General features: G+C 68.9%; 25 protein-coding genes and 2 pseudogenes. 15 read left to right on the forward strand and 12 right to left on the reverse strand.

What is annotated here, in order from left to right:
- Window positions 1-111 precede the first annotated feature (111 nt).
- Both ACTWPT_RS33935 and ACTWPT_RS33940 read right to left on the reverse strand, forming a co-directional pair.
- The gene (locus ACTWPT_RS33935) at window positions 112-477 is read right to left on the reverse strand and encodes a hypothetical protein (protein ID WP_443181586.1); all 366 of its coding nucleotides are present in this window, start codon (window positions 475-477) and stop codon (window positions 112-114) included.
- Between the two features lie 195 nt (window positions 478-672).
- Complete coding sequence (locus ACTWPT_RS33940) at window positions 673-1,155, reverse strand: hypothetical protein (RefSeq protein WP_443181587.1); 483 nt, start codon at window positions 1,153-1,155, stop codon at window positions 673-675.
- A 469-nt stretch (window positions 1,156-1,624) separates the two neighbouring features.
- Between ACTWPT_RS33940 and ACTWPT_RS33945 the strand changes: the two genes are divergently transcribed.
- Together ACTWPT_RS33945 and ACTWPT_RS33950 are read left to right on the forward strand one after the other, a co-directional pair.
- A complete protein-coding gene (locus ACTWPT_RS33945) occupies window positions 1,625-2,215 on the forward strand; it encodes a hypothetical protein (protein ID WP_443181588.1) in 591 nt (196 codons plus the stop codon).
- Window positions 2,216-2,661: 446 nt separating this feature from the next.
- On the forward strand, window positions 2,662-3,117 hold the full coding sequence (locus tag ACTWPT_RS33950; protein ID WP_443181589.1) for a pyridoxamine 5'-phosphate oxidase family protein: 456 nt from the start codon (window positions 2,662-2,664) through the stop codon (window positions 3,115-3,117).
- Window positions 3,118-3,967: 850 nt separating this feature from the next.
- Here ACTWPT_RS33950 and ACTWPT_RS33955 read toward each other — a convergent pair.
- Entirely contained in the window at window positions 3,968-4,552 is a 585-nt protein-coding gene (locus tag ACTWPT_RS33955) for a TetR/AcrR family transcriptional regulator (protein WP_443181590.1), read from the reverse strand.
- A gap of 327 nt (window positions 4,553-4,879) precedes the next feature.
- On the opposite strand from ACTWPT_RS33955, the gene ACTWPT_RS33960 reads away from it, so the two are divergent.
- Complete coding sequence (locus ACTWPT_RS33960) at window positions 4,880-5,032, forward strand: hypothetical protein (RefSeq protein ID WP_443181591.1); 153 nt, start codon at window positions 4,880-4,882, stop codon at window positions 5,030-5,032.
- Window positions 5,033-5,058: 26 nt separating this feature from the next.
- Window positions 5,059-6,363, forward strand: coding sequence for an FAD-binding protein (locus tag ACTWPT_RS33965; protein ID WP_443181592.1), 1,305 nt, complete (start codon window positions 5,059-5,061; stop codon window positions 6,361-6,363).
- Window positions 6,364-6,642: 279 nt separating this feature from the next.
- Here ACTWPT_RS33965 and ACTWPT_RS33970 read toward each other — a convergent pair whose 3' ends face one another.
- Window positions 6,643-6,780: a hypothetical protein gene (locus ACTWPT_RS33970; protein WP_443181593.1), complete on the reverse strand. Its 138-nt coding sequence runs from the start codon at window positions 6,778-6,780 to the stop codon at window positions 6,643-6,645.
- Window positions 6,781-7,127: 347 nt separating this feature from the next.
- Here ACTWPT_RS33970 and ACTWPT_RS33975 point away from each other — a divergent pair, with 347 nt between their 5' ends.
- From ACTWPT_RS33975 to ACTWPT_RS33990, 4 genes and pseudogenes are all read left to right on the forward strand, one after another.
- The gene (locus ACTWPT_RS33975) at window positions 7,128-8,342 is read left to right on the forward strand and encodes an alpha/beta hydrolase fold domain-containing protein (protein ID WP_443181594.1); all 1,215 of its coding nucleotides are present in this window, start codon (window positions 7,128-7,130) and stop codon (window positions 8,340-8,342) included.
- A gap of 111 nt (window positions 8,343-8,453) precedes the next feature.
- On the forward strand, window positions 8,454-9,731 hold the full coding sequence (locus ACTWPT_RS33980; protein WP_443181595.1) for a serine hydrolase domain-containing protein: 1,278 nt from the start codon (window positions 8,454-8,456) through the stop codon (window positions 9,729-9,731).
- Window positions 9,732-10,054: 323 nt separating this feature from the next.
- The gene (locus tag ACTWPT_RS33985) at window positions 10,055-11,029 is read left to right on the forward strand and encodes an RCC1 domain-containing protein (protein WP_443181596.1); all 975 of its coding nucleotides are present in this window, start codon (window positions 10,055-10,057) and stop codon (window positions 11,027-11,029) included.
- A 44-nt stretch (window positions 11,030-11,073) separates the two neighbouring features.
- Window positions 11,074-11,196, forward strand: a pseudogene (locus ACTWPT_RS33990) (Tn3 family transposase); the annotation flags it as partial.
- Between the two features lie 295 nt (window positions 11,197-11,491).
- Here ACTWPT_RS33990 and ACTWPT_RS33995 read toward each other — a convergent pair.
- Window positions 11,492-12,247 carry a DinB family protein gene (locus ACTWPT_RS33995; protein ID WP_443181597.1) on the reverse strand — a complete coding sequence of 252 codons (756 nt, stop codon included), beginning with the start codon at window positions 12,245-12,247 and terminating at the stop codon, window positions 11,492-11,494.
- A 287-nt stretch (window positions 12,248-12,534) separates the two neighbouring features.
- Between ACTWPT_RS33995 and ACTWPT_RS34000 the strand changes: the two genes are divergently transcribed.
- Together ACTWPT_RS34000 and ACTWPT_RS34005 are read left to right on the forward strand one after the other, a co-directional pair.
- Window positions 12,535-13,077, forward strand: coding sequence for a recombinase family protein (locus tag ACTWPT_RS34000; protein ID WP_443181598.1), 543 nt, complete (start codon window positions 12,535-12,537; stop codon window positions 13,075-13,077).
- The gene (locus tag ACTWPT_RS34005; RefSeq protein ID WP_443181599.1) at window positions 13,056-13,316 is read left to right on the forward strand and encodes a hypothetical protein; all 261 of its coding nucleotides are present in this window, start codon (window positions 13,056-13,058) and stop codon (window positions 13,314-13,316) included. Before ACTWPT_RS34000 ends, ACTWPT_RS34005 begins: the two co-directional genes overlap by 22 nt.
- A 10-nt stretch (window positions 13,317-13,326) precedes the next feature.
- Here ACTWPT_RS34005 and ACTWPT_RS34010 read toward each other — a convergent pair whose 3' ends face one another.
- Both ACTWPT_RS34010 and ACTWPT_RS34015 read right to left on the reverse strand, forming a co-directional pair.
- Window positions 13,327-14,361 carry a tyrosine-type recombinase/integrase gene (locus ACTWPT_RS34010; protein ID WP_443181600.1) on the reverse strand — a complete coding sequence of 345 codons (1,035 nt, stop codon included), beginning with the start codon at window positions 14,359-14,361 and terminating at the stop codon, window positions 13,327-13,329.
- Between the two features lie 116 nt (window positions 14,362-14,477).
- Window positions 14,478-15,431: a helix-turn-helix transcriptional regulator gene (locus ACTWPT_RS34015; RefSeq protein ID WP_443181601.1), complete on the reverse strand. Its 954-nt coding sequence runs from the start codon at window positions 15,429-15,431 to the stop codon at window positions 14,478-14,480.
- A 101-nt stretch (window positions 15,432-15,532) separates the two neighbouring features.
- Between ACTWPT_RS34015 and ACTWPT_RS34020 the strand changes: the two genes are divergently transcribed.
- From ACTWPT_RS34020 to ACTWPT_RS34035, 4 genes are all read left to right on the forward strand, one after another.
- Window positions 15,533-16,267 carry an alpha/beta fold hydrolase gene (locus ACTWPT_RS34020; protein ID WP_138667699.1) on the forward strand — a complete coding sequence of 245 codons (735 nt, stop codon included), beginning with the start codon at window positions 15,533-15,535 and terminating at the stop codon, window positions 16,265-16,267.
- Window positions 16,268-16,288: 21 nt separating this feature from the next.
- Entirely contained in the window at window positions 16,289-17,092 is an 804-nt protein-coding gene (locus ACTWPT_RS34025; RefSeq protein WP_443181602.1) for a DNA glycosylase AlkZ-like family protein, read from the forward strand.
- A 162-nt stretch (window positions 17,093-17,254) separates the two neighbouring features.
- On the forward strand, window positions 17,255-17,977 hold the full coding sequence (locus tag ACTWPT_RS34030) for a MerR family transcriptional regulator (RefSeq protein WP_443181603.1): 723 nt from the start codon (window positions 17,255-17,257) through the stop codon (window positions 17,975-17,977).
- Between the two features lie 35 nt (window positions 17,978-18,012).
- Window positions 18,013-19,131, forward strand: coding sequence for a serine hydrolase domain-containing protein (locus tag ACTWPT_RS34035; protein WP_443181604.1), 1,119 nt, complete (start codon window positions 18,013-18,015; stop codon window positions 19,129-19,131).
- Window positions 19,132-19,332: 201 nt separating this feature from the next.
- Here ACTWPT_RS34035 and ACTWPT_RS34040 read toward each other — a convergent pair whose 3' ends face one another.
- The 4 genes from ACTWPT_RS34040 to ACTWPT_RS34055 all read right to left on the reverse strand — a co-directional run bounded on the left by ACTWPT_RS34040 (window position 19,333) and on the right by ACTWPT_RS34055 (window position 24,132).
- A complete protein-coding gene (locus ACTWPT_RS34040; RefSeq protein WP_443181605.1) occupies window positions 19,333-22,395 on the reverse strand; it encodes a Tn3 family transposase in 3,063 nt (1,020 codons plus the stop codon).
- Between the two features lie 296 nt (window positions 22,396-22,691).
- Window positions 22,692-23,183: an SRPBCC family protein gene (locus ACTWPT_RS34045; protein WP_139636289.1), complete on the reverse strand. Its 492-nt coding sequence runs from the start codon at window positions 23,181-23,183 to the stop codon at window positions 22,692-22,694.
- Window positions 23,183-23,830, reverse strand: coding sequence for an SRPBCC family protein (locus tag ACTWPT_RS34050; protein WP_443181606.1), 648 nt, complete (start codon window positions 23,828-23,830; stop codon window positions 23,183-23,185). The genes ACTWPT_RS34045 and ACTWPT_RS34050 overlap by 1 nt, the downstream gene beginning before the upstream one ends.
- Window positions 23,827-24,132, reverse strand: a complete 306-nt coding sequence (locus ACTWPT_RS34055) for an ArsR/SmtB family transcription factor (protein WP_443181607.1) — start codon at window positions 24,130-24,132, stop codon at window positions 23,827-23,829. The genes ACTWPT_RS34050 and ACTWPT_RS34055 overlap by 4 nt, the downstream gene beginning before the upstream one ends.
- A 285-nt stretch (window positions 24,133-24,417) precedes the next feature.
- On the opposite strand from ACTWPT_RS34055, the pseudogene ACTWPT_RS34060 reads away from it, so the two are divergent.
- Window positions 24,418-24,783: pseudogene (locus tag ACTWPT_RS34060) on the forward strand (phosphotransferase family protein); the annotation flags it as partial.
- A gap of 81 nt (window positions 24,784-24,864) precedes the next feature.
- Here the strand turns inward: ACTWPT_RS34060 and ACTWPT_RS34065 are convergent.
- Window positions 24,865-26,409, reverse strand: a complete 1,545-nt coding sequence (locus tag ACTWPT_RS34065) for a DUF4158 domain-containing protein (RefSeq protein ID WP_443181608.1) — start codon at window positions 26,407-26,409, stop codon at window positions 24,865-24,867.
- Window positions 26,410-26,553 lie beyond the last annotated feature (144 nt).

Below are 26,553 nucleotides of genomic sequence, written 5' to 3' on the forward strand. Positions count from 1 at the left end.
GTACTGCTCAGGGGGTTTGCCTGATTATTGCCGCAACCCGGGCAAGGCCATCTGCGCCCCGCGAATCGACCGGCCTGCGGGCGGCAGCAGCAGTTCGTCGATACGAAGGAGCTAGTGGTGCGCATCAGGACACTGGGACAAGGTCTGCAGGTGTCGGCCGTGGGGCTGGGCTGCATGGGCATGTTCGGGGTTGAGTAACCTGCGGACAGCCGTTGGCGGTACCCGCGAGTAACTTAGCTGCGGGCTTCGGCCCGAGCGCATCATGGTGAACAGCCCCGCCAGCGTGGCACGTTCGCCGGTGGACAGGCCCGCCAGGACCTGGCGCGTGGGCAGGGCTGACCGGCTACGCAGCAGCAGGCGCAGCCCCACCGGCGGTGCCAGACGGATCAGGGACCGCATGATCGCCCAGGTGCCGGCCCCGAAAAGGAGGCCCTCGGTTCGGTGCTCGCGATCGAGATCGAGCTCATCGAACCGCACCGGGTGACATCAGGTGGAATCGTGTCGGTCCGGTGGCGTACAACGGCGTCATGGACACCTTCGATGTGCTCATCACGGCTCGTTCCAACGGCGAGTTGAATTCCGAGCAGTTCGACCGCAAGGCGGTTGGAGACGGCAGAGTCGGCGGGTGAGACTGTGGCATCTGGCTGACCCAGTTCCACTCAGAGAGCTGGGTCAGTTCAGATCTTCGGTGATCGTCCAGCTGCGGCTGCCGCCGATCTTGGCGAGCTGCCGGCGCAGCACCGCGATCCGCTCACGCGCGTCCGGCCCAGCGATCCCGATCGTGATGCGCTCATCGGTCGCGTGATAGCTGGTCCGCCGATCGCCTGCCGCGACCCGGCACGCCGCGTTGATGGCGGCTCGCAGCCGGGCCACTTTTCGTAGATCACCTTGCCCGCCGAATCCTTCAATCGTCACGGACGAGAACAGCGGTGCGAGACGCAGGCCGTCCTGCCGCTTGGCAGCGTCCAACGCTTCCTGATCGGCACTCAGATCCTTCAGGATCCTGTCCCGGTCGGCCAAGCTGATCGGCCTACGACCGAGCCAGTCAGGCCAGCCGTCCGGCCGAGTCGGCACCACTCGCACCGGCTCGAACGGAGGTGGCGCAACCGCCTCACCGGCCTCACCCTCAGCATCGACGGCCCCGCTGTCGCTCAACCATACTCCTCGTGCCACGTCTACGCGACAACTCGTGATCTTCTCCCGATCGTACCGGTCGATTCCAGGCCGATGACCTACAGACAGGACAGGCGTGTCGCATCGTAGGCGTCCCCATCCGCCCACGATCCTTCGCAAGCCTGCCTGACCTGCGGTGGAGGCCTATCGTTCAATTTCGGCCGGATAGTCCCAGCACCCCGACTCCTTTTCCATGACCAGTTCGTCGTAGCCGCTGGCCGCCAGGGCGTCGGGGGTCAGAGAGATTTGGAACGGAATCCGGCGTTAACGGGGTTCCCGCTGGTCAGCGAGCCCCTGTCGTTACGGTTCTCCGCACGTGGTTAACGCCGGATTCCGTTCCATCGCACAGAAGGCTGGCGCCGATAATGATCACGGTGTGGGAGGCAGTCCAGGGTCTCGATGTGGTGAAGGTGCGGCGGGCGGCTGGTGGGGGTCTGGGACGATCTGAGGCATGGCGCGTGGTGATGGTGGCGGCAGGGACGGCAGGGGGGAGCCCCAGTGGCGGCCGGTGAGCGACGTGGACATGATGACCGCGGTCGTCCTGGAGCAGCTGGGCGCCAACCGCGATCAGTTGCGGACTCTGGAGCCGGCGCGGCGCGCTCCGCATCTGCTGGACGACCACACCATCGGGCGGATCAAGCAGGTGTTCGGGGAGCAGCGCGATGACATGTGGCTGTGGGTCGAGATCGGCGAGCGCTGGCAGCCCCAGGACCTGACCGTGGCCGAGGCCGCGAAGGTCGATCAGTACGTGGCGGCCAAGTCGGACCTGGAGCTGGGCGTGGAGACCTTGGCGGGGGCGCTGGCCCGGCAGGCAAACCCGTTCCCGGACGCGTCGCCGGTGCGGGTCCGCCACCCGCTGACGGCCGACGACACCGATGAGACGTCGTGGCCGTGGCTGACGGGGCTGGTGGTGGGCATGGCCGCCCCGGGCGAGTGGGACATCGTGGTGATCGATGACCGGTTGGTGGAAGGGCTGGACGCGGGCGGGAACCCGGTGTACCCGGTCTGCCGCCGCGCGGCCGAGGCGATCCGCCTGCAATAGCCACCGCGTTCAACCGTTCCCGGGCGTTGACGGGCCGGTACAGCACGAAACGCGGGTGGGCCAGCCGCCAGGCATGCACCACCGGCGCCTTATGCGGGGAAAGGTTGTCGCAGATGAGATGGACCGCCCAGGCCCGGCTCGACCTGGCGGTCGATCTCGTCTAGGAAGTCGCGGAAGTCGACGGCGCGGTGACGGGCCGACAGTTCGCCGATCACCCTGTCGGTAGCGGTGTTGAGCGCAGCGGACAGACGGCCACCCGGGCCGCCGGTGTTCCGATGGGGGACTCCCAAACGGAACACCCACGAACGGCCACAACTCCAGCCACAAGACTGGGGGTCGTCATCGAGACGACGTGACCGCTCGCCAATCCGGGCGGCGGCTGGGACAAGTCCGAGGAGCTCAAGGAACTTCAGGCTCTCCTCGAAGCCTCCCTTTCCCGCTCTACCTTGCACCTCCGCTCGATCGTCACCGAGAACACCCTGACCGCGGAGCAGCTCACCCGGATCCTGACCGGAATGTGCACCCTCGCCCTGTCCACCGTGACGGCGAAGGGCGAGCCGCGGATCAGCGGTGTGGACGGGCACTTCCTGCACGGCAAGTGGCACTTCGGCACGGCGCGCGGCGCCGCCAAGGCCCGCCACCTGGCCGCCCGCCCCGCCGTCAGCGCCGCGCACATGCGCGGTGAGGACCTGGGCGTGTTCACCCACGGCACGGTGGAGATCCTCAACCCTGAGGACAGCGAACCGGCCGAGGACTGGCCGGACCTGCTCGCCTACTTCAAGGATTTCTACGGCGACTTCTCCGACTGGGACAACGACGTGGTCTACTACCGGCTGCATCCGCACTGGATGACCGCCTACGCCCCCGGCGTCGACAAGCTCACTTCGGTGCTGCGGTCCTGATCTGTAGCACGGGCCGCATCGAAACCGGCCACGTGCTGAGGCGTCTGGTGAAGCGGCCGCTCGCCATCGTGACGAGCGGCCGCGTGGTGGCGTGATCGGTTTGTTCGGCATGGGTGGGTGTCTGCCTGCCCATGTTCTGCTGTGTTGCGAGAGGATAGACGAAGGTTGACTGCGTTCGTACGGGACGTCGCGGGTATCGAGTGCGAGACCATCGAGGTGGTGGGGGCCCGTACCAACAATCTGCGGGACGTGTCGGTGAGCATCCCCAAAGGGCAGCTTGTCGCCTTCACCGGAGTGAGCGGCAGCGGCAAGACCTCGCTGGCCATCGATACCCTGCACAATGAGGCGCAGTTGCGGTATCTGGAGGGGCTTTCGCCGTTCGTGCGGCAGTACATCACCCAGCGCAACCGGCCGAAGGTCGACCGCATCCTGGGACTCGGCGCGACGCTCGCGGTCGACCAGCGCCGCCTGAACCGCAACCCCCGCTCCACGGTCGCGACGATCACCGGTATCGACGGGCACCTGGGGCTGCTGTACTCGCGCCTTCCGGGAATCGGCGCGGACCCGGCGGCGGAGAGCGGGGCCGGGCATCTGACGACCGCTCATTTCGACCGCAACACGCCGGAAGGGAGCTGTGCGGACTGCCACGGCGTGGGCGCAGGCGCAGGAGGACCTGGTCATCACCCACCCGGAGCTTCCGCTCTTCGAGGGGGCCTCGCCCTGGTACGCGAAATGGCGGTCGGGGGAGCATGCGTTCGTGCCGGCGCTCGCCGAGAAACGCGGCGTCGACCTTCTTGGTCTGCGACTTCGGCGGCCACGCCGGTCTGGAGACGACGCGCCAGAGCTGCACTCACCGGGGATGGGGTGCAGGCGCCATCCCGGCGAAGAGGGCTTGGAGCAAGCGGTCGATGTAAGCGTGTGTTATCGGCTGCTGTGTGATCAGCAGTCGGAAGTACAACGGGCCTGACAGGATCTCGAAGGCCAGGTCCAGGTCGAAGTCGGGTGCCAGTTGCCCTTGCTCCTTGGCGGTTTTGAGGCGAGCCAGGGTGTTGGCGGTCTGCGGCTGGATGAAGCGCTGGTTGAGGGCGGCGGCGACCTCGGGGGTGTGCTGGGCTTCGCCGATGAGGTCCTGGTACAGCGGTCCCCATGGTGGCCGGGCCAGGAGGTCGACGGCCCGGGTCATCACCTCGCGCAGGTCGGCCACGATGTCGCCGGTGTCGCGATGCTCCAGACCTGTGGTTATAGAGCTGAGAACCGCGTCGAGGAACAGCTGGGCCTTGGAGGGCCATCGGCGGTAGATGGTGTCTTTGCCGACGCCGGCCCGGGCGGCAACCGCCTCCATGCTGAGCTTGGCGTAGCCGACCTCGAGGGCCAGGTCGAGGGCTGTCTGCATGATCGTTGCGGTCCGGTCGTCGGAGCGGCGGCGTGCGTTCATGGTGCCACCATATCGGGACGGGACGTTGGGTTTGACAATACAGAGACGTTCCCGCACGATAGCCATACGGGACGCCTCGTCCCGTTATCGGTGGCGCCGGCTAAGCGTGCGCTCACAGCCGTACGGAGGTGTCCTCATGTCACATTCCCAGACAAGGACGCATCCTCGGGATCGGGCAGGGCGCGGGCTACACGCTGATGTTCGGCGCCGCCACCGCCGGCACGCCCCGCATCAGCAGGGCGTTGCCTCCGCAACCACCTCCGCCCAGCAGGTCGGCATCGCCGGCGGCCTGGCCGTCCTGGTCGCGATCACCGACAGCCGCACCGGGTGCTGAACGGTGCCGCCTCGCGCACTGCGGTGTTCGCCGTGGCCGCCGGCATCGCCCTCACTGTCCTGGTCGCGCCCGGCTCCACCCTCGCCCGCCGCCGGGCCGTTCCCGCAGGCGCCAGCGAACGCGCCGCCGTCCGCACGGCCGCCTGACAACCTCCATCACCCGAGGAAGACTCATGAACACACTGAACGCCCTGCGCTCCGTCATCCGCGGCCGGGTCTGGCTGCCCGGCGATCCCGGCTTCGACGGCGCCCGCCGTCCCTGGAACCTGGCGATCGAGCAGCCGGCGGCGGCCGTGGTGGAGGCCGCCGACGCCGAAGACGTCGCCGCGCTGGTCCGGCATGCCCGTTCCGCCGGGCTGGCCATCGCGACCCAGCCCAACGGGCACGGGGCGACCGGCCGTACTGACGGGACGATCCTGCTGCGCACCGGTCGGCTGGAGACTCTGGAGGTCGATCCGGCGGCCCGGCGTGCCCGCGTCGGTGCGGGCGTGCCTTCCGGCCGGGTGCAGGCCGCCGCCGCGCCGTACGGCCTGACCGGCCTGCCCGGCAGCTCTCCGGTGGTCAGCGTCGCCGGTGTCGCCCTCGGCGGCGGGTTGAGCTGGTTCGGCCGCACGTACGGGTGGGTCGCCGACAGCGTCACCGCCTTCGACATCGTCGACAGCCAGGGTCGCCAGCGGCACGTCACCGCCGGCACCGACCCTGATCTGTTCTGGGCGCTGCGCGGCGCAGGCGGCGACTTCGCCGTCGTCACCGCCCTCGAACTGGCCCTGCACCCCGCCCCGCGCCTGTACGGCGGCCGGATGTTGTGGGCGGCCGAGCACGCGCCGGATGTGATGGACGCCTACCGGCAGATCACCGCCGACGCCCCGCCCGAGTTGACGGTCTGGCTGGACCTGCTGCACTTCCCGGGCGCCGACCCCATGGTGGCCATCGACGCCACCTACCTGGGCGCCGAGAGCCAGGCGTGTGACCTGCTCGGCCTCCTGGACTGCCTGCCGGTTCCCCTGTCCGACAGCAGGCGGAGCATGCCGGTCTCCGACGTCGGGGGCATCGCGGCCGAACCCACCGATCCCGGCGCGGGCCTCTCGCGCGGCGAACTGCTGAGCGACCTCGGTGACGCTGCGGTCAAGACCTTGCTGGCCGACCCGATCGCCCCGCTGCTGAGCGTGCAGATCCGGCATCTGGGCGGTGCGTTCACCCGCCCGTCCGACAGCCCGCACGGCCCGCTCATGGAGCCGTATGCCCTCTACCTGTTCGGCATCCCCGCCGATCCCGCCACGGCCGAGGCAGTCACGGGCAAGCAGGCCGCTCTCGCCGGCGCTCTGCCCGTCAGCGGCCGCAAGCCCTTCACCTTCCTCAACTCCGGCGAGAGCGCGGCCGACGCCTTCACTTCGGCCGCGCTGGATCGCCTGCGCGACATCAAGCGTCGCCACGATCCGTACAACGTCTTCCGCAGCAACTTCCCGCTCCACCCGTGAAAGGCATGAGTGATGATCATCCTCCCGATCGCCCGCACCGTTCACCGGCACGTCGACGTCGAGGGGGTCCGCGGGCAACCCGACACGCGCGGCAGCCCTGGCGGCGGCCTCGGGGCAGTCCACGTCGATCGACTCCACCAGTCTCACGCCATAGCAGCCGAGCAATCGTGCGGTGGGTGGTTCAACGGGGGCGGCGGCGCCACTCGGCGTAGCCCACGACGTGGGCGCGGGCCTGGACGGCCTGCTCCGGGAAGGCGTAGCTGGGGACCCGACCGTCGATCAGGCCGGCATGGCATGGCCAACGACGCAGGCCAGCACGGTCTTGCTCGCGCCCTTGGTGGCGTCTGCGACGGCCTGGAGGGTCGCGTCCAGCCCGTCACCGAAGGGCGGGGTGTAGACGACGAGGACCACGTCCACGTCCGGCGAGGCGGCGAGCGCCGCGACGGCGGCACCGATCTCGGCGGCGGTGGCGTCCGCGGCCCGTGGCCGGGGTCGTGGTGAGCCTCACCGTCACCGACGTCGCCGGCGAGTACGAGAGGCCCGTGCGGGAGGGGGGCTCCCATCAGCATGCCGCTGCGCGAGGAGCCATGGGCGGAGCGGCTGTTCCAGCTGACCGATCCCAACGGCGTCGTGGTCCGGCTCGTGGAATGGGTGCCGCCCGCGGGCGCCTGAGCGTGCATCCCACGTTCTCATGAGTTCTTGACGTTCATGAGCGTACGCCGTTCCCGAACGAGAACAGTGTTCGCATCGCTTGAGGAGGAAACATGACAGTGACCGCCAGCCCTACGGCCGCGCTCCCGCATGACGCGGGCGAGCCCAGGAAGAAGAGCCTGAGGCGGCGAGTCGGCCGCGTGTCGGCCTGGGCCATCTGCGTGCTGGTCGTCGTCTTAGGGGCGGCGTTCTTCGCGCCGCGCCTGCCCATCACCCCGGTGCAGGACGCGTTGGGCGTGATCGCGCTGTTCGTGCCCTGGCTGACCGGGTTCCTGATGGTCTGTGCGCTCGGCGCCGCTGCCACGGCGGTGATGGCATGGCGGTCCGGCCGCCATGCCCTGTTCGGCGCCGGTGTGCTGGCCGGGCTGCTGGCCGTGCTCATGGTCGTCGTGCCCTGGGCGGTGGCCGCCCGTACCGCGGAAGTCTCCTGGTCGGAGTACTTCGCCTCGCCGGCCGCGGCGACCCCGACCTCGACCGAGACCTACGCCACCGTCGACGGCCAGGACCTCAAGGTCGACGTGTACCAGCCGCGCGCGCTCGCCGCGAGCAAGCCCGCGCTGCTCTACGTCCATGGCGGCTCATGGAACTCCGGCACCCGCGCCGACAGCGCACCCTGGCTACGCTGGATGTCCGACCAGGGCATCGCCGTCTTCTCCATCGACTACCGGCTGGCCCCGCCGCCGCGCTGGCAGGACGCGGTGGGTGACGTCAAGTGCGCGCTCGGCTGGATCCGTGGCAAGGCCGGCGAGTACGGCATCGCGCCGTCCAACGTCTCGATCGCCGGAGACTCGGCCGGCGGTCAACTCTCCATGATCGCCGCCTACACCGTCGACGACGCCCAGTTCCCGCCCTCCTGCCAGGTGCCCCAGGCGCCGGTGAAGTCCGTCATGGGCTGGTACGCGCCGACCGACCTGCCCCGCCTGCTCAACGAGAACGGCCTGCCCGGCGTGGCGGCCACCGTCGCGAGCGACTACCTCGGTGGCGGCATCGACAGCCACCGCGACCGCTACGAGGCATCCTCCCCGGTCACGCACGCCCGGCCCGGCCTCCCGCCGACCCTGCTCATCCAGGGTGACCGCGACCACATGATCCCCGCCACCCAGGCCGCCGACCTGGCCGCCAAGCTCGACGCCGCGGATGTCCCCGCCACCGCCGTGACCATCCCCTGGGCGGAGCACAACTTCACCGGCCAGTGGGGCACCTGGGGATCGCAGATCTTGCGGCCCCATGTCCAGCGGTTCCTCCAGGAACACGCGATCAAGGGCTGAGGTGTCAGGTCGGCTCGGCGACCATCGGGTTGCCGAGCTCGAAAGACACTCCACGCGGCCGCCGTGATCGCGGCCGTGACCAGGGTCTACAAACACAAAGGAATGTGAACTATGTCGAAAGTCGCCAGCTGGGACATGAAGGACACCTGGGACGGCAAGGGTGCTTGGGACACTCAGGGACGCTGGGAAGAGCACCAGCGCGCCGGGCTGAGCGAGGCGGGGCTGCGGCGGATGCGTGACGTGCTGGGCGGGCATGTCGTGTCAGGCGCGGTCCCCGGCCTGGTCGCCCTGGTCGGCCGGGGAGGCGACACGCACGTCGAGGCCATGGGAACGCTGCACGTGGGCGGCACCGAGCCGATGCGGCGGGACACGATCTTCCGGATGGCGTCGGTGACCAAACCGGTCACGGCCGCCGGGGTGATGATCCTGATCGAGGAGTGCCGGCTGGGGCTGGACGAGCCGGTGGACGAGTGGCTGCCGGAGCTCGCCGACCGGAGGGTGCTCGCCCGGATCGACGCCCCGCTGGAGGACACGGTGCCCGCCGCGCGGCCGATCACCGTACGTGACCTGCTGACCTTCACCTTCGGGTTCGGCGTCGTACTGGCGGCACCGGACACCTACCCGATCCAGACCGCCATCCGCGAGCTCGGCCTGGACACCACCGCACCGGGCTTCGGTCCTGAGGAGTGGATCCGCCGGCTCGGCACGCTGCCCCTGATGCACCAGCCGGGCGCGCTCTGGCAGTACCACACCGGCTCCGACGTGCTCGGCGTGCTCGTCGGCCGGGTGAGCGGGCAGTCGCTGGAGGAGTTCCTGCGCGAGCGGCTGTTCGGGCCGCTCGGCATGAAGGACACCGGCTTCCACGTGCCCGCCGACCGGATCCACCGGCTGCCGACCAGCTACGCCCACAACCCGGAGAACGGCGAGCTGGTGGTGTGGGACGAGGCCGCCACCGGGAAGTACAGCACGCCGCCGGTGTTCCAGGCCGGCGGCGACGGGCTGGTCTCGACCGTCGACGACTATCACGCCTTCTACCGGATGTTGCTGAACAAGGGCACCCTGGGCGGCGAGCGCGTCCTGTCGCGGGCGTCGGTCGAGCTGATGACGATGGACCACCTGATGCCGGAGCAGAAGGTCGAGAAGGACGCCTTCGGCGACCACTTCGGCAGGCACGGTGGGTACGGCTTCGGCACGGCCGTCCGCACCCACCGCCGTGATCTGGCCTCGCCGGGGCAGTTCGGCTGGGACGGCGGCCTGGGCACCACCGCGTACGCCGATCCGGCCGAAGGGCTCACCGGCATCCTGCTGACCCAAGCCGCGATGGACTCGGCCCACACGCCCCGCCTCCACCGCGACTTCTGGGCCACTGCCTACCAGGCGATCGCCTGACTAGGCGCCACGGCCAGGTCCTTGGTCAGACCGCGGTTGGTGGAGGTCAGCGTGGCGCTGGCCATCGATGCCGGGCACGGTCGACCGCATCAAGGAGCAGTCCGATCGGCTGGTAGGACAGGCGCGCCGGTCGTCGCCGACCTGCCGGGCAACGCGCTGGCAACAGTGCCTGGCTACCCATGAGTCCGCTGAAGAAGTGCGTGCATCGCGCAGACCGCTACGGGAGGTAACGGGGAATGGGAATACATCGGCGCAGAGCCGGCGCCCTGATGGTGGCGATGGCGGCGTTCTTACCGGCGGCTATGTCAGGAGCGGCCATCGCGATGCCAGCGGCTGCGACGGCCGAGTCGACGCATGCGGTGGCCTGGGGCTGGAACTTTTACGGCCAGCTCGGCAACGGCATGAACGATGACGCACAGCCCACCCCTGTGGAGGTGGGCGCGGCCGGGCAGCGCTTCACCAGCGCAGCCGCGGGCGCTTATCACAGCCTGGCCGTCGCCGCCGACCGCACGGTGTGGTCCTGGGGTGAAAACGGCGCCGGCCAGCTCGGCGACGGCACCACCTCCTGGCGGTCCACCCCGGGGCCGGTACCGGGCCTGACCGACGTCGTCGCCATCGGGGCCGGCTTGTGGCACAACCTGGCCATCAAGTCGGACGGCACGCTGTGGGCCTGGGGCCTCAACAACTACGGGCAGCTCGGCCGCGGCTTGGTCGGCGGCATCTTCCCGACTCCGCAGCCGGTGCCCGGGCTGACCGGAGTCACCGCCGCGGCCGCCGGGGCGTTCCACAACCTGGCGCTGCGTTCCGACGGCAGGATCTGGTCCTGGGGTTGGAACGGGCGTGGGCAACTGGGCGACAGCACGCTGACCGACCGTGCCACCTCCAAGTTCATCCCCGGGCTGGGCGGCGTCGCGCAGATCGCCGCCGGGGATAGCCACAGCCTGGCGGTGAAGTCGGGGAGCGGCAGGGTGTGGGGCTGGGGGGCCAACGACCGCGGGCAATTGGGGACCGGCGACCAGGATGACCGTACGGTTCCCGTACTGTTGCGTCCCTACCTCCGCGTCACCCGGATCGCCGCCGGAGTCGATTTCACCCTGGTGGAGAAGCTGCCCTCGTACGGCGGGGGACTGTGCGCGTGGGGCGCCAACAACTACGGCCAACTCGGCGACGGCACACTGACCGACCGCCTCGAGTCCGTCTGCATGACCGGACCGGCCAACCTCCGCAGTCTGGCCGCGAGCGCCTCCTGCTCCCACACGATCGCCATCACCGCCGTGCCGGCCTCGCCATCGCCTTGAGGGCGGCCAAACGCGACTTTTCGTTCGCATGCTCGTCAACCCCCAAATACAAAGAAGGCCAGGAAGATCAACTAGGTGCGCTCGGTTTCATGACCAATGTCTGTATTTTGTGGAACACGATCTACACGGCGCGTGCCCTGGAAGCACTCCGGGCCGAAAGGCAGGAAGATCTTGGCCGCCGACATCGGCGGTCAGCCGAGATAACGAATATTCCGGCCATGGGTGGATCTTGAACCACCTGACCTGCAACAACATCGAGCTGTCCGAGCTCCGTCGTACCGCTCACGCTGGCCGCACTTCCGAGATTGCGCTGTTCAGGCACTCGGACAGCCTCGATTCCACTTCCGAGATTACGAAGCGATGTGATCAATGGCCGCTTCCGGCCGTACCTCGGCTGAACCCGTTCGTCAGCCGCAGCACGCAATGCGGCTGGAGGTCACTTCCGGCCGGGTCGGCGCCAGTTCAGGCACCGGCCTCGGGCACGGCGAGGTCGCGCACCGCATAACGGTGATGCTCGGCCTCTTCCTTCAGCACCACCTTGAGGCAGCGGCGCACGACGTACTCCTGGTCGGGATACGGGTCCGCCGGCCTGCGACCGCATACCCGATCGAGCTCGGCCTCGGTGAGCCCGTCGACGACACGCCGCATCGTGGCCATGCGGGCGAGCCGCGGCGCGAGCACCTCGTCGAGCGTCGGGGTGGCTTCGAGGGTGAGACCGAGCTTCGCCGTCGCGTCGGGCGGCATCCCGCCGTAAGGGAAGCCCAACGGGTGGTACGGCGCTTCCTCCTCCAGCACGGCATTGCCGAGCCAGGCATCGCCGGCGAGTAGCAGGTGCCGTTGGGTCTCGACCAACGACCACTCGCCGTTGACCTGCTCGTGCAGCTTGGCCTCGGGCAACAGCCTGGCGCGGTCGAGTGTCGCCGCCCACATCGTCTCGATGGCATCCCAAGCAGCCCGATAGTCGTCGGGGGACGCGGCGTCACGCGCCAGTACCCGCGTGGGGTGCCGCCGGTCGAGCTCGGCCTCGACGTAGGCGGTCACGTCGACGTCGTTGACGACGAGACGCTCGAAGTCGCCACCGAGGTAGACGTCGCTCCCATAGCAGTCGACGATCTTCAGACCGCTGACCTCGCAATCGCGGATCTCCAGACCGGCAAGGTCGCACAGGTGGATGCGGGCACCACAGAACTGGTCACTCTGGGCGTACTCAGCAGCCATCGAGGCAGTCTTCCTCACCCGTCCCGCCCGCGCCACCTTTGGCAACTAAGTTTCGGGGCCAACTGTGCGGAACGTGCTCACGCCCGCGTCCCGCTCGGCGGCTCCAGAAGACGAGCCGGCACCTACCACACCGGCCGCTTCACCAAGATCCCCCCGCTGGCCAAGCTGTTGCGGGTGCCGACCCCGGCCGACCGCAACCCGGGGCAGCCGTGGCGGCCGGGCACGCCGCCGCCCGCACTGCTCAGTGACGATGGGCCGTCGGCCGACATCCGGATCGGCTACGCCCGATGCTCCGCCTCACCCAGGAACTACAGTCTCAGCTGGACGCGCTGGCCGCGCACGGCATCGGCCGCGAGAAGATCTTCGCCGAGAAGATCTCAACCCGGGTCAAGGTGCGCCCGCAATTCGAGGCCGCGCTCACGCTGGCCCGGCAGATCAAGGCGCGCGCCCCGCACTGCCGGGTCATCCTGACCGTCTACGAGATGAAGCGCCTGGGCCGCGACGCCGCCGAACTCACCGCGCTGGCCGACCACCTGACCGCGCACGGCCTGGTGCTGGAGATGCTCGCCGGGCCGCTGGCCGGCATCTACGATCCGGCCGGACCGGGCCGGATGCTGTTCGCGTTCTTCGCCGCGATGGCCGAAACCGAACGCGAAGCCATCCGCGAGTCCCCTGGAAGGCCTGAACGCCGCCGCCCACAAGGGCAAGCACGGCGATCAGCTCAACCGAGCGCGACAAGATCCTCCGCGCTCTGCGCGCTGATCAAGATGAGCAGAGCACCACGGAGCGCCGCGACAGCCTCCAGCGCGTGCCGCTGTTCTCCTGTCTGACGATCGAGGGTTTCGGCGGCAAAGACGATCCCCGCACGGTCATCCGGTTGCGCGCCAGCATCAACGCGGCGTGCCGCGTGGCCGCGGGTGACCGGCGAACCAGCTACCACGCCACTGACGAGCGCATCACGATCGGGATTGCTGGGCCCGACGCCCGGGATCGCATCGCTGACCTGCGTCGGCAGCTCACCCGGATGAGCCGTAACCGAGGGTGGGTGATCACCGAGGAGCTGCGTTGATCTTGGCCGCTCAGATGGATCGGCGGCGGGCGGCGGGGTCACGGCTGGCCACGTGGTCGGCGACGGCGTCGACGCCGGGGCGAGCGTAGCGTGCCAGGGACCGGACGGAGGCGTGCCGGGATCGGGCGAGCAGGGTGGGCGTGTTGGTGCCGTCCTCTGCTTCGTGGGTGAGCGCGGAGTGTCGGAGCTGGTGCAGCGTCCAGCCGCCGCGCAGTTCGAGTTCGGCTGCGTCGATGATTCCGGGGTGAGCCAGGGGCCGGGTGAGCGTCTCGAACAGCTCGGCGGCGCGCCGGTAGGACAGCCGTCCACGTCCGGTGATCTTGCATACGTCGGTGGTCGGGGTGCGGGCGGGCGCTTTGCGGTCGGTGAGGAAGACTGGGCCTCGAGTGCGGCCCTTGAGCAGGCGGGGCAGCAGCTGGGCGGTGCCTGATTGCCAGTGCACCCAGTCGGTCGCGCCGCCTTTGGAGATGATCCGGGCGCGCTTGTCGGCCGGTAGGAGGTCGGCGATGTCGAGGGTGAGGATCTCCTGTGCCCGGGCGCATGTCTCGTACAGCATCTTCCAGAGGGTCTTCTCTCGGATGCCGGCCTTGAGGTCGGACAGGGCGGCGAGCTGGTCGCGGGACAGGGCCTTGGTCCGGTCGGGCGGAGCGGGCCGTCGTTCGATGCCGGCGATGGGGTTGGCTGCGAGCCAGCCGCGAGCGCGCCACCAGCCGATGGCGGCCTTCATGATCGACAGCTCGCGGTTGACGGTGTCGGCGTCCACCAGGCGGGCTCGCTCGACGAAAGCCACGGCGAGGAGATCAGCGGTCGCCGGATCGGCGAGAGCCGCGAACCAGACCGTCGGCACCTGGGCGCCGCGGCGGTACTTGCCGAGGGGCGGTTGCTGTCCGCAGGCGAGCCAGGCCCAGGTGGTCAATGAGATGCGGTAGATCCGCTGGGATGACTCGCCGATCCCGGCCGAGCGCAGATAGGCCTCCACTGCCTCGCCGTAGATCTGGGGGCGGTCTTGGCCGAGGGGGATCACGTCGGCGGTGCTGGCGCTCATGATCTGGATCCCCGCCTCTGCCGCAGTAAATGCGTACACCTCACTCCCAGTTGTCGAGGGAGGTGCTCCAGGTCAGTATGACGGCGAACATGGGGTTGCCGCGGTAAATCCGGCATTTACCGCGGCAGGGTTCCCGGCTGTCGTTCGGCGGCGGCAGCGAGTTGACCCGCCAGGTCCTTGAGGGCTTGGCGGAGTTCGTCTGGGCTGTGGATGGTGAAGGGCCACTCGAGCGAGGCGAGCAGGTGTGCCATGCCGTCAAGGCGTTCCGCCCGTGCCTGCATCAGCACGCCGACGGGTTGGGCGGTGAGCGTGACAGCCGTGTGCGGCAGCCTTCGGGCGATCTCGTCGAGAGGGCCGTGGATCGTCACCTCGACCTGCCAGCGGTAAGGCCCCTGGGCGAGGGTCGCAGTGAGGTGGGCGATCGGGTCGAAGCCATCAGGGGTGGCGAAGGTCTGTGGGCGGGGGGTGATGGAGGCGATGCGGTCGATACGGAAGGTCCGCAGGTCGTCGCGGAGGTGGTCGTGGCCGACGAGATACCAGCGGCCGGTATGGAAGACCACGCCATAGGGGTCGATGTCGCGCTCGGTCTGGTCCTGCCGCCAGGACAGGTAGGCGATGCCAACGGTCGTCTTGGCACGCGAGGCCTGGGCCAGGGCCAGCAGGACACCGCTCCCGGGTGCCTGCGCGCTCACAGCATTGGCGGTGAAGTACAGAGTCTCCCGCATGGCGGCGAGCGGTTCCCGCAGGGCCTGCGGAAGCACCCTCTCGATCTTGGCGCGGGCGCCCGCGCCGGCCAGCACCGTCGTACCCATCCCGAGCCGTTCGGCCGCAAGGAGTCCGAGGACGACGGCGAGGGCCTCGTCATTGGTGAGCACCAGGGGCGGCATCCGATAGCCACGGGCCAGCCGGTAGCCGCCATAGCGACCGCGCTCGGCCTCCACGGGGATGCCCAGGTCGCGCAGGTGGGCAACGTAGCGGCGGACCGTACGGACATCAGTGTCCAGCCGGTCGGCCAGCTCACTCCCGGTGAGCCCGGCGTTCGACTGGAGCAGTTCCAGCAGGGTTAGCACACGGGTCAGGGGATGTGACACGGATCACTCGACATTTCAGGGCTGATTCTGTCCTGTATCCACTCTACGCTCCCCGCAGCACCTCACTTCAGGGAGATCACATGACCACCTTCGTACTCGTTCCCGGCGCCTGGCTCGGCGCGTGGGCCTGGCAAGACACCACCGACGCGCTGCAGGAGCACGGCCACACGGCGCTGGCGCTGACACTGACCGGCCTGGCCGAGCGCGCTGAGGAGGGCGGGCCCCAGACGGACCTGGACACGCACATCGCGGACATCACCGACTTCGTCGAGAAGAACGATCTGCGCGACGTCACCCTGGTCGCCCACAGCTACGCGGCCGCCCCCGTCACCGGGGCAGCCGGGCGACTCGGCGACCGGCTAGAGCGCGTGGTCTATGTGGACAGCGCCCCGTTTGCCGCAGGCATGTGCATGCTCGACCTCATGCCGCCGGAGGCAGCGGACCAGCTGAGCCAGCAGGTCGCGGCCCACGGCGACGGCTGCCGGCTCCCGATGCCGCCTTTCGAGATCCTGGGCCTGTCCAACAGCCTCGACGGCCTCGATGAGGACCGGCGGGACGTGCTGAGCGCACGTGCCACCCCTCAGCCCTTCGGCACCTACACCCAGCGGTTGGCCGGTCCGGTCGAACCCGGCCCCGGTGTGGACCGTGTCCTGGTCGCCTGCCGCAACTTCCAGGGCCTGCTGGACAGCGGGGTGCCGATGCTGGCCTTCCTCAACCACGCGCCGTGGCGGCGCTTCGACCTGTCCACCGGGCACTGGCCAATGCTGTCGGCACCTGCCGAGCTCGCCGACATCCTCCACACGGCCGTCTCCTGACCGAGACTGATGTACAAGCCCATGCTTGACCGCGAGAGCGTCCGCGGGCTGCGGGCCCGCGCGCAGGCCCTGGCCGACGGAGTGCGGGAAGCCTCCGCCGCGGCGGTCGTCCGCCGGGTCTTCGCCATCCAGGCCCAGGATGCCATGGCCGCCGACCTGGGCATCCGGGTGCGCGGGCGGGACATCACGGGCGCCGGCATCCGCGCGGCGTACGAGGACGAGCGGAGCATCGTGCGCGGCTGGTTCATGCGGGGCACCCTGCACACCATCGCCAGCTCGGATGCCCGCCGGGTGCTGCGGCTGCTCGCTCCCCGCATCCTCGCCGCAACCAGCCGCCGCTACCACCAGCTCGGCCTGGACGACGACCTACGCCAGCGATGCGACCGTCTCATCCGGCGCGTCCTCGCCACGCACGGACCGCTCACCCGGCCCGAACTGACAGAGCACCTGGCCACTGTCGGCGTTCAGCCGGACGGGCAGGCGCCGTTCCACCTGATCCGCCACGCGGCACTCACCGGAGTCCTCTGCCACGGTCCTCGGCGCGGCGAAAAGGCCACGTATGTCCTGCTCGACGACTGGCTGCCGGCCGGCGCCGGGGACTCCCGGCGGGAGGAGGACACGGCCGTCGCCGAGCTCGCCCGCCGCTACGTTCGCGCCCATGCGCCCGTAGGGGTGGACGACGCCCGCCGCGATGCCGGCCGTGTTGTCCAGGTGGACGCGTTCGAACCCCTGTCGTCGCAGATCCAGGCCCTGGTCGACGCGGAAGCCTCAGCGGTCACCGCTTTCTGCGGCCACCCGCCTGAACGGGCAGGGGCCTCCCGGTAGGGCTCCCCCTCCTCGCCGCCGGCGCCGGGCCGGACCTCATCACCCCCGCCGGCGGGCTTCGCGTCACGGTACAACTACCCGCCGCACCACCATCCGGCGCCAGCCGTACAAAACGCTAGGCTGAGGTCTCGAACCAGAGCGCGTGTGCTGGGAGGGGCTGGATTGCTTACCATCGGGCAGCTGGCCGCACGGGTGGGCATGACCATCCGTGCCATCCGGCATTACCACCAGCGAGGCCTGCTACCCGAGCCCGAACGCGATGCCTCGGGTTACCGCCGCTACGGCCCGCGAGCCGTGGTCGATTTGATCCGGATCAAGACGCTGGTGGCCGCAGGCGTGCCGCTCGCGCGGGTCGAACAATTGCTCGCCGCCGGCCAGGACGAGTTCGCCGCCGCAATCTCGGAGATCGACCGGCAGATGGCGGCCAAGGTTGCCGAGCTGGAGGATCATCGCGCCCGGCTGGCCGAGCTGGTCGCCGGCGATCGGCTGTTCCTTCCGCCGCAGGTGATCGCGCTCCTCGACCGACAGCGGGCCCTCGGGGTGAGCGAGCGGATGAACGGCATCGAGCGTGACTCCTGGATCATGATTACCGCGCTGGCGCCCGACCAAGTGCTGGAGTGGGCGGCCACCAAGAACGCCGCCTTGGAGGATCCCGAGCTCGTCCGGCTCTACCTCACCATGGACCAGGCGTGGGACTGGCCGGCCGACGATCCGCGGCTCCCAGGACTGGCCGAAGCGATCATGGCCTGGGACGGTCGCAACCCGCGGGGAGATGAGGCACCGGAGGGCCTGGCCGCCCTGATGAACTCCAACGCCTTCGGATCCTCGCCATCCTGGGCGCGGCTGCGGAGGCTGATGGCCGCTCGATCCGCGAAACACCCTTGACATTGACCCTGCGTCAGGGTTCGAGCATCGGATCCATGACGAACTCAGCGACATCGAAGACCTACGACCGATCGATGCTGGAGGCCGACCTGCGGGCCATCCACGACAAGGGCGTCCCCGGGCTGCTCGCCGCTGCGCACACCGGACGGGAGCTGCTGACCGTCCGGTACGGCGTGGCTGAGCTCAATTCCGAGCGGCCGATCGCCTACGACAGCTACTTCCGGATGGGGAGCACGAGCAAGACGTTCACCGCCACCGCGGTACTCCAGCTCGTGGGCGAGGGCCTGCTCTCGCTCGATGACCTCGTCGAGGACTGGCTTCCGGGGGTGGTCTGTGGCAATGGCAACGATGGCACCAAGATCACTATCAGGCGGCTGCTCCAGCAGACGAGCGGGCTGCCCGAATACATGTACGACGTGCCGATCTGGTCGGCGAAGGACTTCCGGGAGCATCAGTTCGACTCCTACACCCCGGAGGAACTCGTCGCCATCGCCATGCGGCACGAGCCCCATTGGGTGCCGGCACCAGGCGACCAGCGCTGGAGCTACTCCAACACCAACTACGTCCTCCTTGGAATGATCATTAAGAAGGTCACCGGAGCCGAGCGATCACAGGTGGTGACGGATCGGATCATCCGTCCCCTCGGACTCGATCACACCTTCATCCCAGGGGATGATCCCCGGCTTCCGGAGCCGCACCCGAAGGGCTACACCGAGTTCCCCGACAGTACCGAGCCGGTGGAGACGACCGAGTGGAACCTGACCCCGGCGGACGCCGCGGGCGATCTCGTCACCACGGCGGCCGACCTCGTGCGGTTCTGGCAGGCGTTGCTCGGGGGCGAGCTCCTCGCGCCCGCTCAGCTCACTGCGATGAAGGAGACCGTCCCCGCTCCCGAATGGGACCCCGTCTTCCCCGGCGCGTCCTACGGCCTGGGAATCGCTCGGTTCGGGTCTCCCTGCGGCCCGTACTGGGGCCACGCCGGAAACACCCCCGGCCACACCGCCCACAGCGGCTTCACCGAGGACGGCCGCCGCGGCATGGTGCTGTTCACGACGTTCTGGGCACCGAACGAGCACGCCCTTCCGATCGAGAAGCTGGTCAATGACGCGATGGACCACCTCATGTGCAGCGCTGACGGGCCGCGCACGGGGTGAGGTATCGATGCCGTACGGCTGGCGCGTCACGCCGTCCCGGTCGATGCCCTTGCCAGCCGTCCGGCCCCTGGTATGGCGCCGCCACAAGCGGCTGCACCGGGCGCGTCCTTGGTTTCACGGACGCCCACCTCGCGGACCGGCCCTCCAGTCCCCGGGAATCGAGGAGGAAGGGCACCGGGGTCCGGTGCGGGGGCATCGCCATCAATCCTCGTCGTCGGCGTCGTCGGCGTCAGGATCACGCAAGGCCCGCCGCCCGCCGCCCAGCTGCGGACGTTGGAAGGAATGGCGGCCGTGCACGTTGATGTGCCGCCTGATAAAGGGACTGAGCCGGGCCACATCGTCATCCAGCACCGGATAGCCCTGCGCCCGCAACTGGCGCAAAGCGTCGTCAAGGTAGACCGTGTTCCACAGCACCAGGCAGTTCAAAACAATGCCCAGCGCTCCTAATTGGTCCTCCATTCCCTCGTAGTACCGCTGGAACACCTGGCTTTTGCGGCCGTGGAAGACTTTCTGCGCCAGATCGTGGCGGCCTTCCTGAAGGTTGCGGATGCCCTTGATGCCGCGCCGCATGCCCTCGTCATCGATCAGCGCCAGCACATGCAAACTCTTGAAGATCCGGCCGTAGGTGTTGATCGCCTCCCCCATCGCGGTCGGCCGGCCGTCGCGTTGCAGCATCCGTACCACGTCGTAGGGGTTGACGGCGCTGGTGTAGATGGAGCCGACCAGGCGCAGGATGTCCGGCCACCACCGGGTGACCTTGCCCAGGTCCAGCCGCCCGCGCGCCAGCGCGTTCAGCGCCCCGTAGTCGGCGTCGGCCTGGACCCGCCACAGCTTCTGATCGGGCAGATCGGCCAGCGCGGGCCGATATTCCTTGTCCAGCAGATGCGCGAGCCCAAATACCAGATCGCTGTAAGATCCGGTATCGGTGACAATCACGTCAGCCCGGCAGCCCTCGCCCGACCCGAAGATGACATCCAGCGCGTGCAGGCAATCCCGGTCGGTGCCGGACACGATTTTCGACGCGATACCGAACGCCTGGTCATTGATCATATTAAGCCAGGTAATTCCGCGCTTCGGTCCAAAATACTTTTTATTCGGCCGGGCGTACGCCGACGGCACCGGAACGACGAACCGCATGCCATCAATGGCCGCCACCAGACCGCCGCCCAGCGCCTGGGCGAAGCCGATCCCGGCCTGCTTGGCGATCAGATGCGGGTTGGCCGCGCCGTAGTTGTCGGCGCGCAGGTAGGTGTGATCGACGTAGCCGAGCCGGTGCCGCTCCAGCGCGGGCACGCCCTTGACCGCGATCGGCCCATAGGTGATGTTCAGCGCCTGCGCGGTCAGGCACGCCGCCACCGAGATGTCCAGCTCGTCCAGGTGCGGGCCAGTGCCGGCGATCGAGGTGAAGGCCTCCATGAACTTCGGGCACCAGCCCAGCACCTCCACGACCGCCTCGGAAATATCCACCCGCGGCATCATCGCCTCCACCCGCCTGCGCAGATCGATCAGCGACGGCGGCTCCTCGATCGCCTTCACGCTCGCCACATGGATCTTGCCGTCGTCGTCGATGCCGACGGAGGTGTTGGCGGCCAGCCCGGCCCGCACCACCCGGTAGGCCCGATCCAGCCGGTCGGCGTGCTCGGCCAGCAGCCCGGCGGGGTCTTCGGGCAAGCCCAGGTCGGTCAGCACGCTGTCCTTGACCGCCGCCCACGCCGCACCCTTCAGCAGCTGGGCGTCCGGGTCGCGCCACCGGCTGGAGGCGGGCGCGTGGATCTCCCGGCGCTTGAGATGGCGGTGGAACTGCTCCAGCACGCAGAACACGTACGCGTTGCGATCGACCAGCCCGTCCGTGCGGGCCGGATGGCCGAACACCAGCCGCTTCCACGGTCCGGTCACCACCAGCGGGTCGATCAGCCGCAACGGCAGCACCGTGACCGGATGGTGACGCGAGCGGTAGGCCAGCGCGTCCGGCAGGCGCTGCATGGCGGCCAGCACCTGCCGGCCCTCGGCGTTGGCCTCGAACGCGATCACCGGGGTCAGCAGCTTCACGAACCCCGACACGGTGGCGTACTTGCTCGCCATCTCCGCCCGCCAGCCGCCGTCGTCCTCGGCGTCCGGCGGCGGCACCAGCCCGGTCACGGTGGCCACCGCCGAGCGCAGCTGAGCGCGGGGGACAACCGCGTCGATCATCTCCCACACCTCGAACAGCCGCACGTCCTCGCTCCACCCCTCGGCCTCCAGCAGCACCTCCACCGCCTGGGCCAGCCAGTCCGAGGCCTTGGCCAGCCGGGGATGCTTGACGACCTTATGCCTGTCGGCCTCCCGCTGCGCCTTGCCGAGCAGTTCGGTCACCATGAGCAGGTCCAGCAGCTCCAGCGTGTCGTCGATGGTCTTGGTCTCCAGCCGCTGCGCGGTGGCCAGCAGCGTGGCCAGCCGCCGCGAGGCGGGATGCTTCTTCAGCTGCGCCGAGTGGGCGGTCAGGCCGTAGCGGGCCAGCTCATCGAGGCGCCGCTGCGGCACCGCGGTATCGAGCTCCAGCCGGCCGAGCTCGGTGCCGCCGATCTCGGCCACCAGGTCCAGCGACTTGACGATCTGCGGTCCGGACGCCTTCGACGGGCCGGTTCGCCAGCGCTCCAGATCCGAGACCTTCTTGCCTGGCGGCACCTCCAGCAGCAGGTCCAGCACCGCCCGCTGCTGCGCACTGGGCAGCGCGGCCAAGGTGTCGTGCAGGTCCCGCGTGGCCCGTTCCCGCTCGCGCGCCACCAGCCGGGTCAGCGTGCTGATCCCGGGCAGCAGCACGTCATTCTGCCGCAGCCAGCGCACCGCGTACTGGAAGCACGCGGTCGGGCCGTCGCCGGTGTTCCAGGCGTGCGCTCGCACCTTGCCCGCCAGCTCGGTCTCGGCCGAGGCGAAGTCCTTCAGCCCGAACGCCTTGGCGATCTCCCAGGTGTGTTCCAGCCGCGTCTTGTCCCGCTCGGTGTAGCGCTTCACGCAGGACGGATCCTCGATCTGCAGTTGGGCGGCGACCACGTCCAGGACCTCGTTCGGCACCTCCAGCGGATCGGCCAGGAAGCACCCCAGGTAGCGGACGGTCACGAGCTGGAGGGCGAAGCCGCAGCGGATGTGCCGGCCGCGATGTCCCTTGATGAGGGCCATGTCCTCGTTGTCGAGGAAGAAGATCTTCTCCATCTCGGCCCGGGAGGGCGGACCGTAGTAACGGCCGTACTTCGCCGCTTCTGAGTCGCTCAGGAAGTCGACAGGCATGTACGCAACGTATGACCCAACAGACACAGCGTCATCAGAGCGACACAACCGTGACCGACCGCTACCTATTGTCACGCAATGTAGATCAAAGTTGCGCTGAGAGACCGAACGGGATCCGGCGTTAACCACGCCCGGAAGACCACAGCGGCAGGGGTTACTGACCTGGGAGAACCCCGTTAACGCCGGATTCCGTTCCAAATCTCTCTGACCCCCGCGTCGCGTCGGATCGCGGCGTACAGGTCGACGCGTGAGGTGGGTGCGCGAGCCATGATGCTCAGACCCAACTCAGTGGCAGATCAGTTCGTCCCTTGGCGGACGTCCGTCCCGTGCTCGGCGAACGCCTTGAAGTCCTCCATGTGCTGCTGCGACTGCTTGCGGAAAGAGCCAGGCATCACAAGCCCCACCAGCCGCATCAGCAATCCGTCGAACCGGAATTCGCTCTCGCTCTCCCACAGCGTGGTGTCCGGACCGGCTGCGATCAGCCGGTCGCGCTGGGCCTGCCACATGCCCTCGCCGGCGATCTCGCGGTCGTAGTGCACGACGACAGAACTGGGGATGGCGTGCAGGTCTTCAGGTTCCAGGCGCGTGATGGTCTCGGTGGCCTCCATCCTCTGCTTCCCCATTTGAAACACGACTCGCGAGGTGGTGCCGAGCTGGCCGTGCGCTCCGTCCACCGGCTCGTGCAGTACCAGGCCCCGCAGCCACTTCGGCATGTGCGCCGGGTCCGCGAGCATCTGGAGCACCTTCTCCCGCGGCAGGGCGATCTCGATCGAGGTGGTGTACTTCATCAAGCGTTCCCTCCGGGGGCGTAGAACGCGGTGGTGGCCTTGACGGCGGCCGCCACGTGATCCGGATCGCCACCGGCGGCCAGGTGAGCTTCGCCCCATGCCGCAGCGCTGCGCCGCACGAACTCGCGCCCCGTGGGCGAGGTCTGGAACTCCTCGTGATCGAGGGTCTCGCCGTCTGCCAGGAACCGGGCCAGGGTGAGGAGATGCAGGTCCCAGCCCACACCGCCGGCACCGGGGCCGTAGGTCGGGAACATGGGCTCCCCGACGGCCGCTGCATGGACCAGTTCAAGCTCGGTGTCCCCGGCAGGGCCCGGGGACAGGCGCACCTCGACCTCGCTCGTGCCCGGCCACTCGTCGGCGTCCGGCCCGAAGAGCCAGGACACCCGCAGCAGACGCGGCGGCTCGCACCGGAGGATCTCCCCGTGCTCACCGCCGTCCAACTCGAACGACCCGCCGAGCCGCAGGTCTCCGGTGACCGACTTCAACCAACGGCCCAGCCGCTCAGGGTCGGTGATGGCGTTCCACACGTCGTCGACCGGCGCGTCGTAGCGACGCCGCAACTCCATCGTGTACGCGTCGCCGGCGGGCAGGGTCGCTGTTCCCATCGTCCGGCGCGCAGCGGCCAGTTCGTCCAGCACGTCCTTCATGTCATGTTCCTTTCACTGGCGGATCGGCCTTGCGACGTCGGTGCCGTGTCGGGCTGCTGGCCAGCCCGGGACCGGGATGCACGCCTGCCTCGGGCCAACTCAGTGCCCAGGGCATCGAGCCGCTGATCCCAGAACCCGCGAAACCGGTCCAACCACACGTCAACCTCGCTTAGCGACGTTGGGTCGACGGCATAGAACCGGCGAGCCCCCTCGGCCCGGACCGACGCGAACCCGTTCTCACGCAGAACGCGAAGATGCTGGGAAACAGCCGGCTGGGACAGTGCGAACTCAGCCCGGATCACGTCCGTGATCGCCCCAGAGGTCTGCTCACCCTCGGCGAGCAGCTCCAGATGCGCCGGCGCACCGGGTCGCCGAGAATGTCGAACGCGTGCACGAACCAGAAGAATACCAGATCGGACTTATATAAGCCAGGACTGGTACTCCCGCGTTGCCCCCGGTGTCGACGCACATCGACACCCGGCACGCCCCATCGATACTGGTGTCGAACGAGACCGACATCCGGTGTCAGGTGAGACCGACGTAGCCAACCGGAAGGCGTCGGGGACCCGACAGCGTTCGGCCCGCTCTTGGAAGCACTGCGCGAGGTTGAGATCTCGCCGGCGCTCGAGGCCGTTCTCCGCAGGCCGCGCCGGTATGCCGATGGCTTCGGATGGGCCGACATCCTGAACGACGAGATCGTCCCGAGCCTGCCGACGAAGTGGCGCGACGGAGTTCGGCAGCGGCTGGACACGCTGCTGGCGCTCGAAGAGGTCCCGGCCAGGCTCGTCCACGGCGATCTCGGCGCCAGCAACGTCCATTTCGGCGAGGACGGCAAGCTGACCGGCGTCCTCGACTGGGACATGGCGATCCGGTCCGATCCGGCGATCGACGCGGCACTCGTCGCGACCTGGCACGGCTGGGACGTCCTCCGCGCCACCGACGAGGAGACCTACCGACGCGCCTGGGCCTGGAACGACGCGGTCGGGGTCGGGCACCTGCACGCGGTGTTCACCGGCCAACCCGGCCGGGCTACCTCACGCCGGACCTGCGGGAAACAGGACACGCGGCTCCAGATCCAAGCGTGTGGTCGGCGCCTGGTCCGGCGGGGTCAGGTTGATCACCCAGTTGAAGGTCAGGTCGGTGCTGCCCGGATAGCCCGCGTCCACCTCGGCCGCGATCGCGCTCAGCTTGCCGCGGTAGTGCTCGGTCAGGGCCGTGGCCTCGGCCGGGATGCCGGCCTGCTCGCAGAAGGCCGCCACGTGCGGCTCGCATTCCTCCCATGACATCAGCTGGGCGTGCAGGTTGGCGTAGGAGTCCGAGCCGATCACCGCGATGTCGCCGCTGCGCAGCTCGGCCGCCAGGTAGGAGAACACGCACACCTCCAGATGGCGGCGCACCAGCAGCCCGGGACGCTTGGTATCGCGCAGGATCTTGCGCCACGCCTGCGAGGTGAACGCCTCCACCTCGATCACCAACGTGCGCTCGCTTACCTCGCCGTCCGGGTCGCTCTCCTCCACCGTCACCGTCTCCGCCAGGTAGGCGGAGCGGGAGTTGCGGTGCGCGCGCAGGAACTCCACCGCGTCCAGCACGCTGCGCTCGCCGAACACGCCCAGCAGTCGCTCAGACTCGGCCCGGTGCGCCTCGCGCAGTGCTTCCAGTTGGTCGCGGCCCTTCTTGTGGATGGCGGCCATGCGCTTGCAGAACATGGTCACCACCTCATCGCGGGTGCTGGTCCGCACGGTGTGCAGCAGGCTGATGATCAGCGTCAGCCGCTTGTCCTCGGACAGCACCTTGCGCAGGTCGGCCACGTCGGTGACCTTCGCCTCGCCGGCGAAGTGCGCCACCTTGCCCGGCGGCACGCCTTCCAGCCAGTCCTCTGTCGGGCCCAGCGCGTCCAGGTGACGCAAGAACTTCAGCCGTGTCTTGAACTTGGTCAGCGAGGCGGCCTGGGCCACCTCCTTCAGCTTGTCGAACTCGCTGCGCCGGCTGACCGGATCCACCAGCAGCAGCCGGCTCAGCCGTGCCCGCGCCGCCCCGTCCACCCGGCCCGCGACCATCGCGAATAGGCCGGTGTTGATCTCCGTGCGGATCGTCGCGGTCATCGCGTCCAACGTGCTGTAGCCCGGTAACTCGCACCGGGCCCGTACCAGCTCCTCCAGCGCCACGTTGATCAGGTCCGCCGGATTGTCCTTGGTCTGGGCCGCCTTGCGGATCGCCTTCTCGGCGACCTCCCGCACCCGGGCTGGCTCGTACACCACGCCCAGCCGCTCTCGCACGAACTGCCGGTGCCGCTTGGCCGACCGCTCCGCGGCCTGTTCCAGCTCGACCGACTCGGGCAACTCCAGAATGCCGCGTACGTGCGTGGCCGCCACCGACGGCACCTGATCCAACTTCGGAAAGTAGCCCAGCCGCTGGTAGGACTTCAACCACACCAGCAGCGCCAGCAGATGCTGCTCGTCCTGGGTACGGCCCCGGGCCCAGGACGCCTCATCATCGGTGGGGGTGAAAGTCTCGGTCAACTCGCGGGCCGACATCATCCGCCCAAACCGGGGATACGCCGTCCGATCGATCGACGTCATCCATAACCCCTGGAAAGATCACCGAGCTGGCAGCGCTCCTACCTTAGCGATCAATCCCTCTCACCACCACGCGGCCCGTTTCTGGCGTATTCCGGCCGGCCCCCTGGTGGGCCTCGGCCAGCCGGACGGAGGGCATCCGGGCCC

Origin of the sequence: Nonomuraea sp. 3N208, from assembly GCF_052245935.1 — a bacterium.
Lineage (GTDB): Bacteria > Actinomycetota > Actinomycetes > Streptosporangiales > Streptosporangiaceae > Nonomuraea.

Bases quoted from the DNA above. Each gene is read 5' to 3' on its own strand.
- ACTWPT_RS34045 (WP_139636289.1), bottom strand. From the start codon at position 23,183: ATGAAGTACACCACCTCGATCGAGATCGCCCTGCCGCGGGAGAAGGTG.
- ACTWPT_RS33995 (WP_443181597.1), bottom strand. From the start codon at position 12,247: ATGGCTGCTGAGTACGCCCAGAGTGACCAGTTCTGTGGTGCCCGCATC.
- ACTWPT_RS34035 (WP_443181604.1), top strand. From the start codon at position 18,013: ATGACGAACTCAGCGACATCGAAGACCTACGACCGATCGATGCTGGAG.
- ACTWPT_RS34040 (WP_443181605.1), bottom strand. From the start codon at position 22,395: ATGCCTGTCGACTTCCTGAGCGACTCAGAAGCGGCGAAGTACGGCCGT.
- ACTWPT_RS33975 (WP_443181594.1), top strand. From the start codon at position 7,128: ATGACAGTGACCGCCAGCCCTACGGCCGCGCTCCCGCATGACGCGGGC.
- ACTWPT_RS33955 (WP_443181590.1), bottom strand. From the start codon at position 4,552: ATGAACGCACGCCGCCGCTCCGACGACCGGACCGCAACGATCATGCAG.
- ACTWPT_RS34020 (WP_138667699.1), top strand. From the start codon at position 15,533: ATGACCACCTTCGTACTCGTTCCCGGCGCCTGGCTCGGCGCGTGGGCC.
- ACTWPT_RS33965 (WP_443181592.1), top strand. From the start codon at position 5,059: ATGAACACACTGAACGCCCTGCGCTCCGTCATCCGCGGCCGGGTCTGG.
- ACTWPT_RS33945 (WP_443181588.1), top strand. From the start codon at position 1,625: ATGGCGCGTGGTGATGGTGGCGGCAGGGACGGCAGGGGGGAGCCCCAG.
- ACTWPT_RS34000 (WP_443181598.1), top strand. From the start codon at position 12,535: ATGCTCCGCCTCACCCAGGAACTACAGTCTCAGCTGGACGCGCTGGCC.
- ACTWPT_RS34025 (WP_443181602.1), top strand. From the start codon at position 16,289: ATGCTTGACCGCGAGAGCGTCCGCGGGCTGCGGGCCCGCGCGCAGGCC.
- ACTWPT_RS33985 (WP_443181596.1), top strand. From the start codon at position 10,055: ATGCCAGCGGCTGCGACGGCCGAGTCGACGCATGCGGTGGCCTGGGGC.
- ACTWPT_RS33980 (WP_443181595.1), top strand. From the start codon at position 8,454: ATGTCGAAAGTCGCCAGCTGGGACATGAAGGACACCTGGGACGGCAAG.
- ACTWPT_RS34065 (WP_443181608.1), bottom strand. From the start codon at position 26,409: ATGACGTCGATCGATCGGACGGCGTATCCCCGGTTTGGGCGGATGATG.
- ACTWPT_RS34010 (WP_443181600.1), bottom strand. From the start codon at position 14,361: ATGAGCGCCAGCACCGCCGACGTGATCCCCCTCGGCCAAGACCGCCCC.
- ACTWPT_RS34050 (WP_443181606.1), bottom strand. From the start codon at position 23,830: ATGAAGGACGTGCTGGACGAACTGGCCGCTGCGCGCCGGACGATGGGA.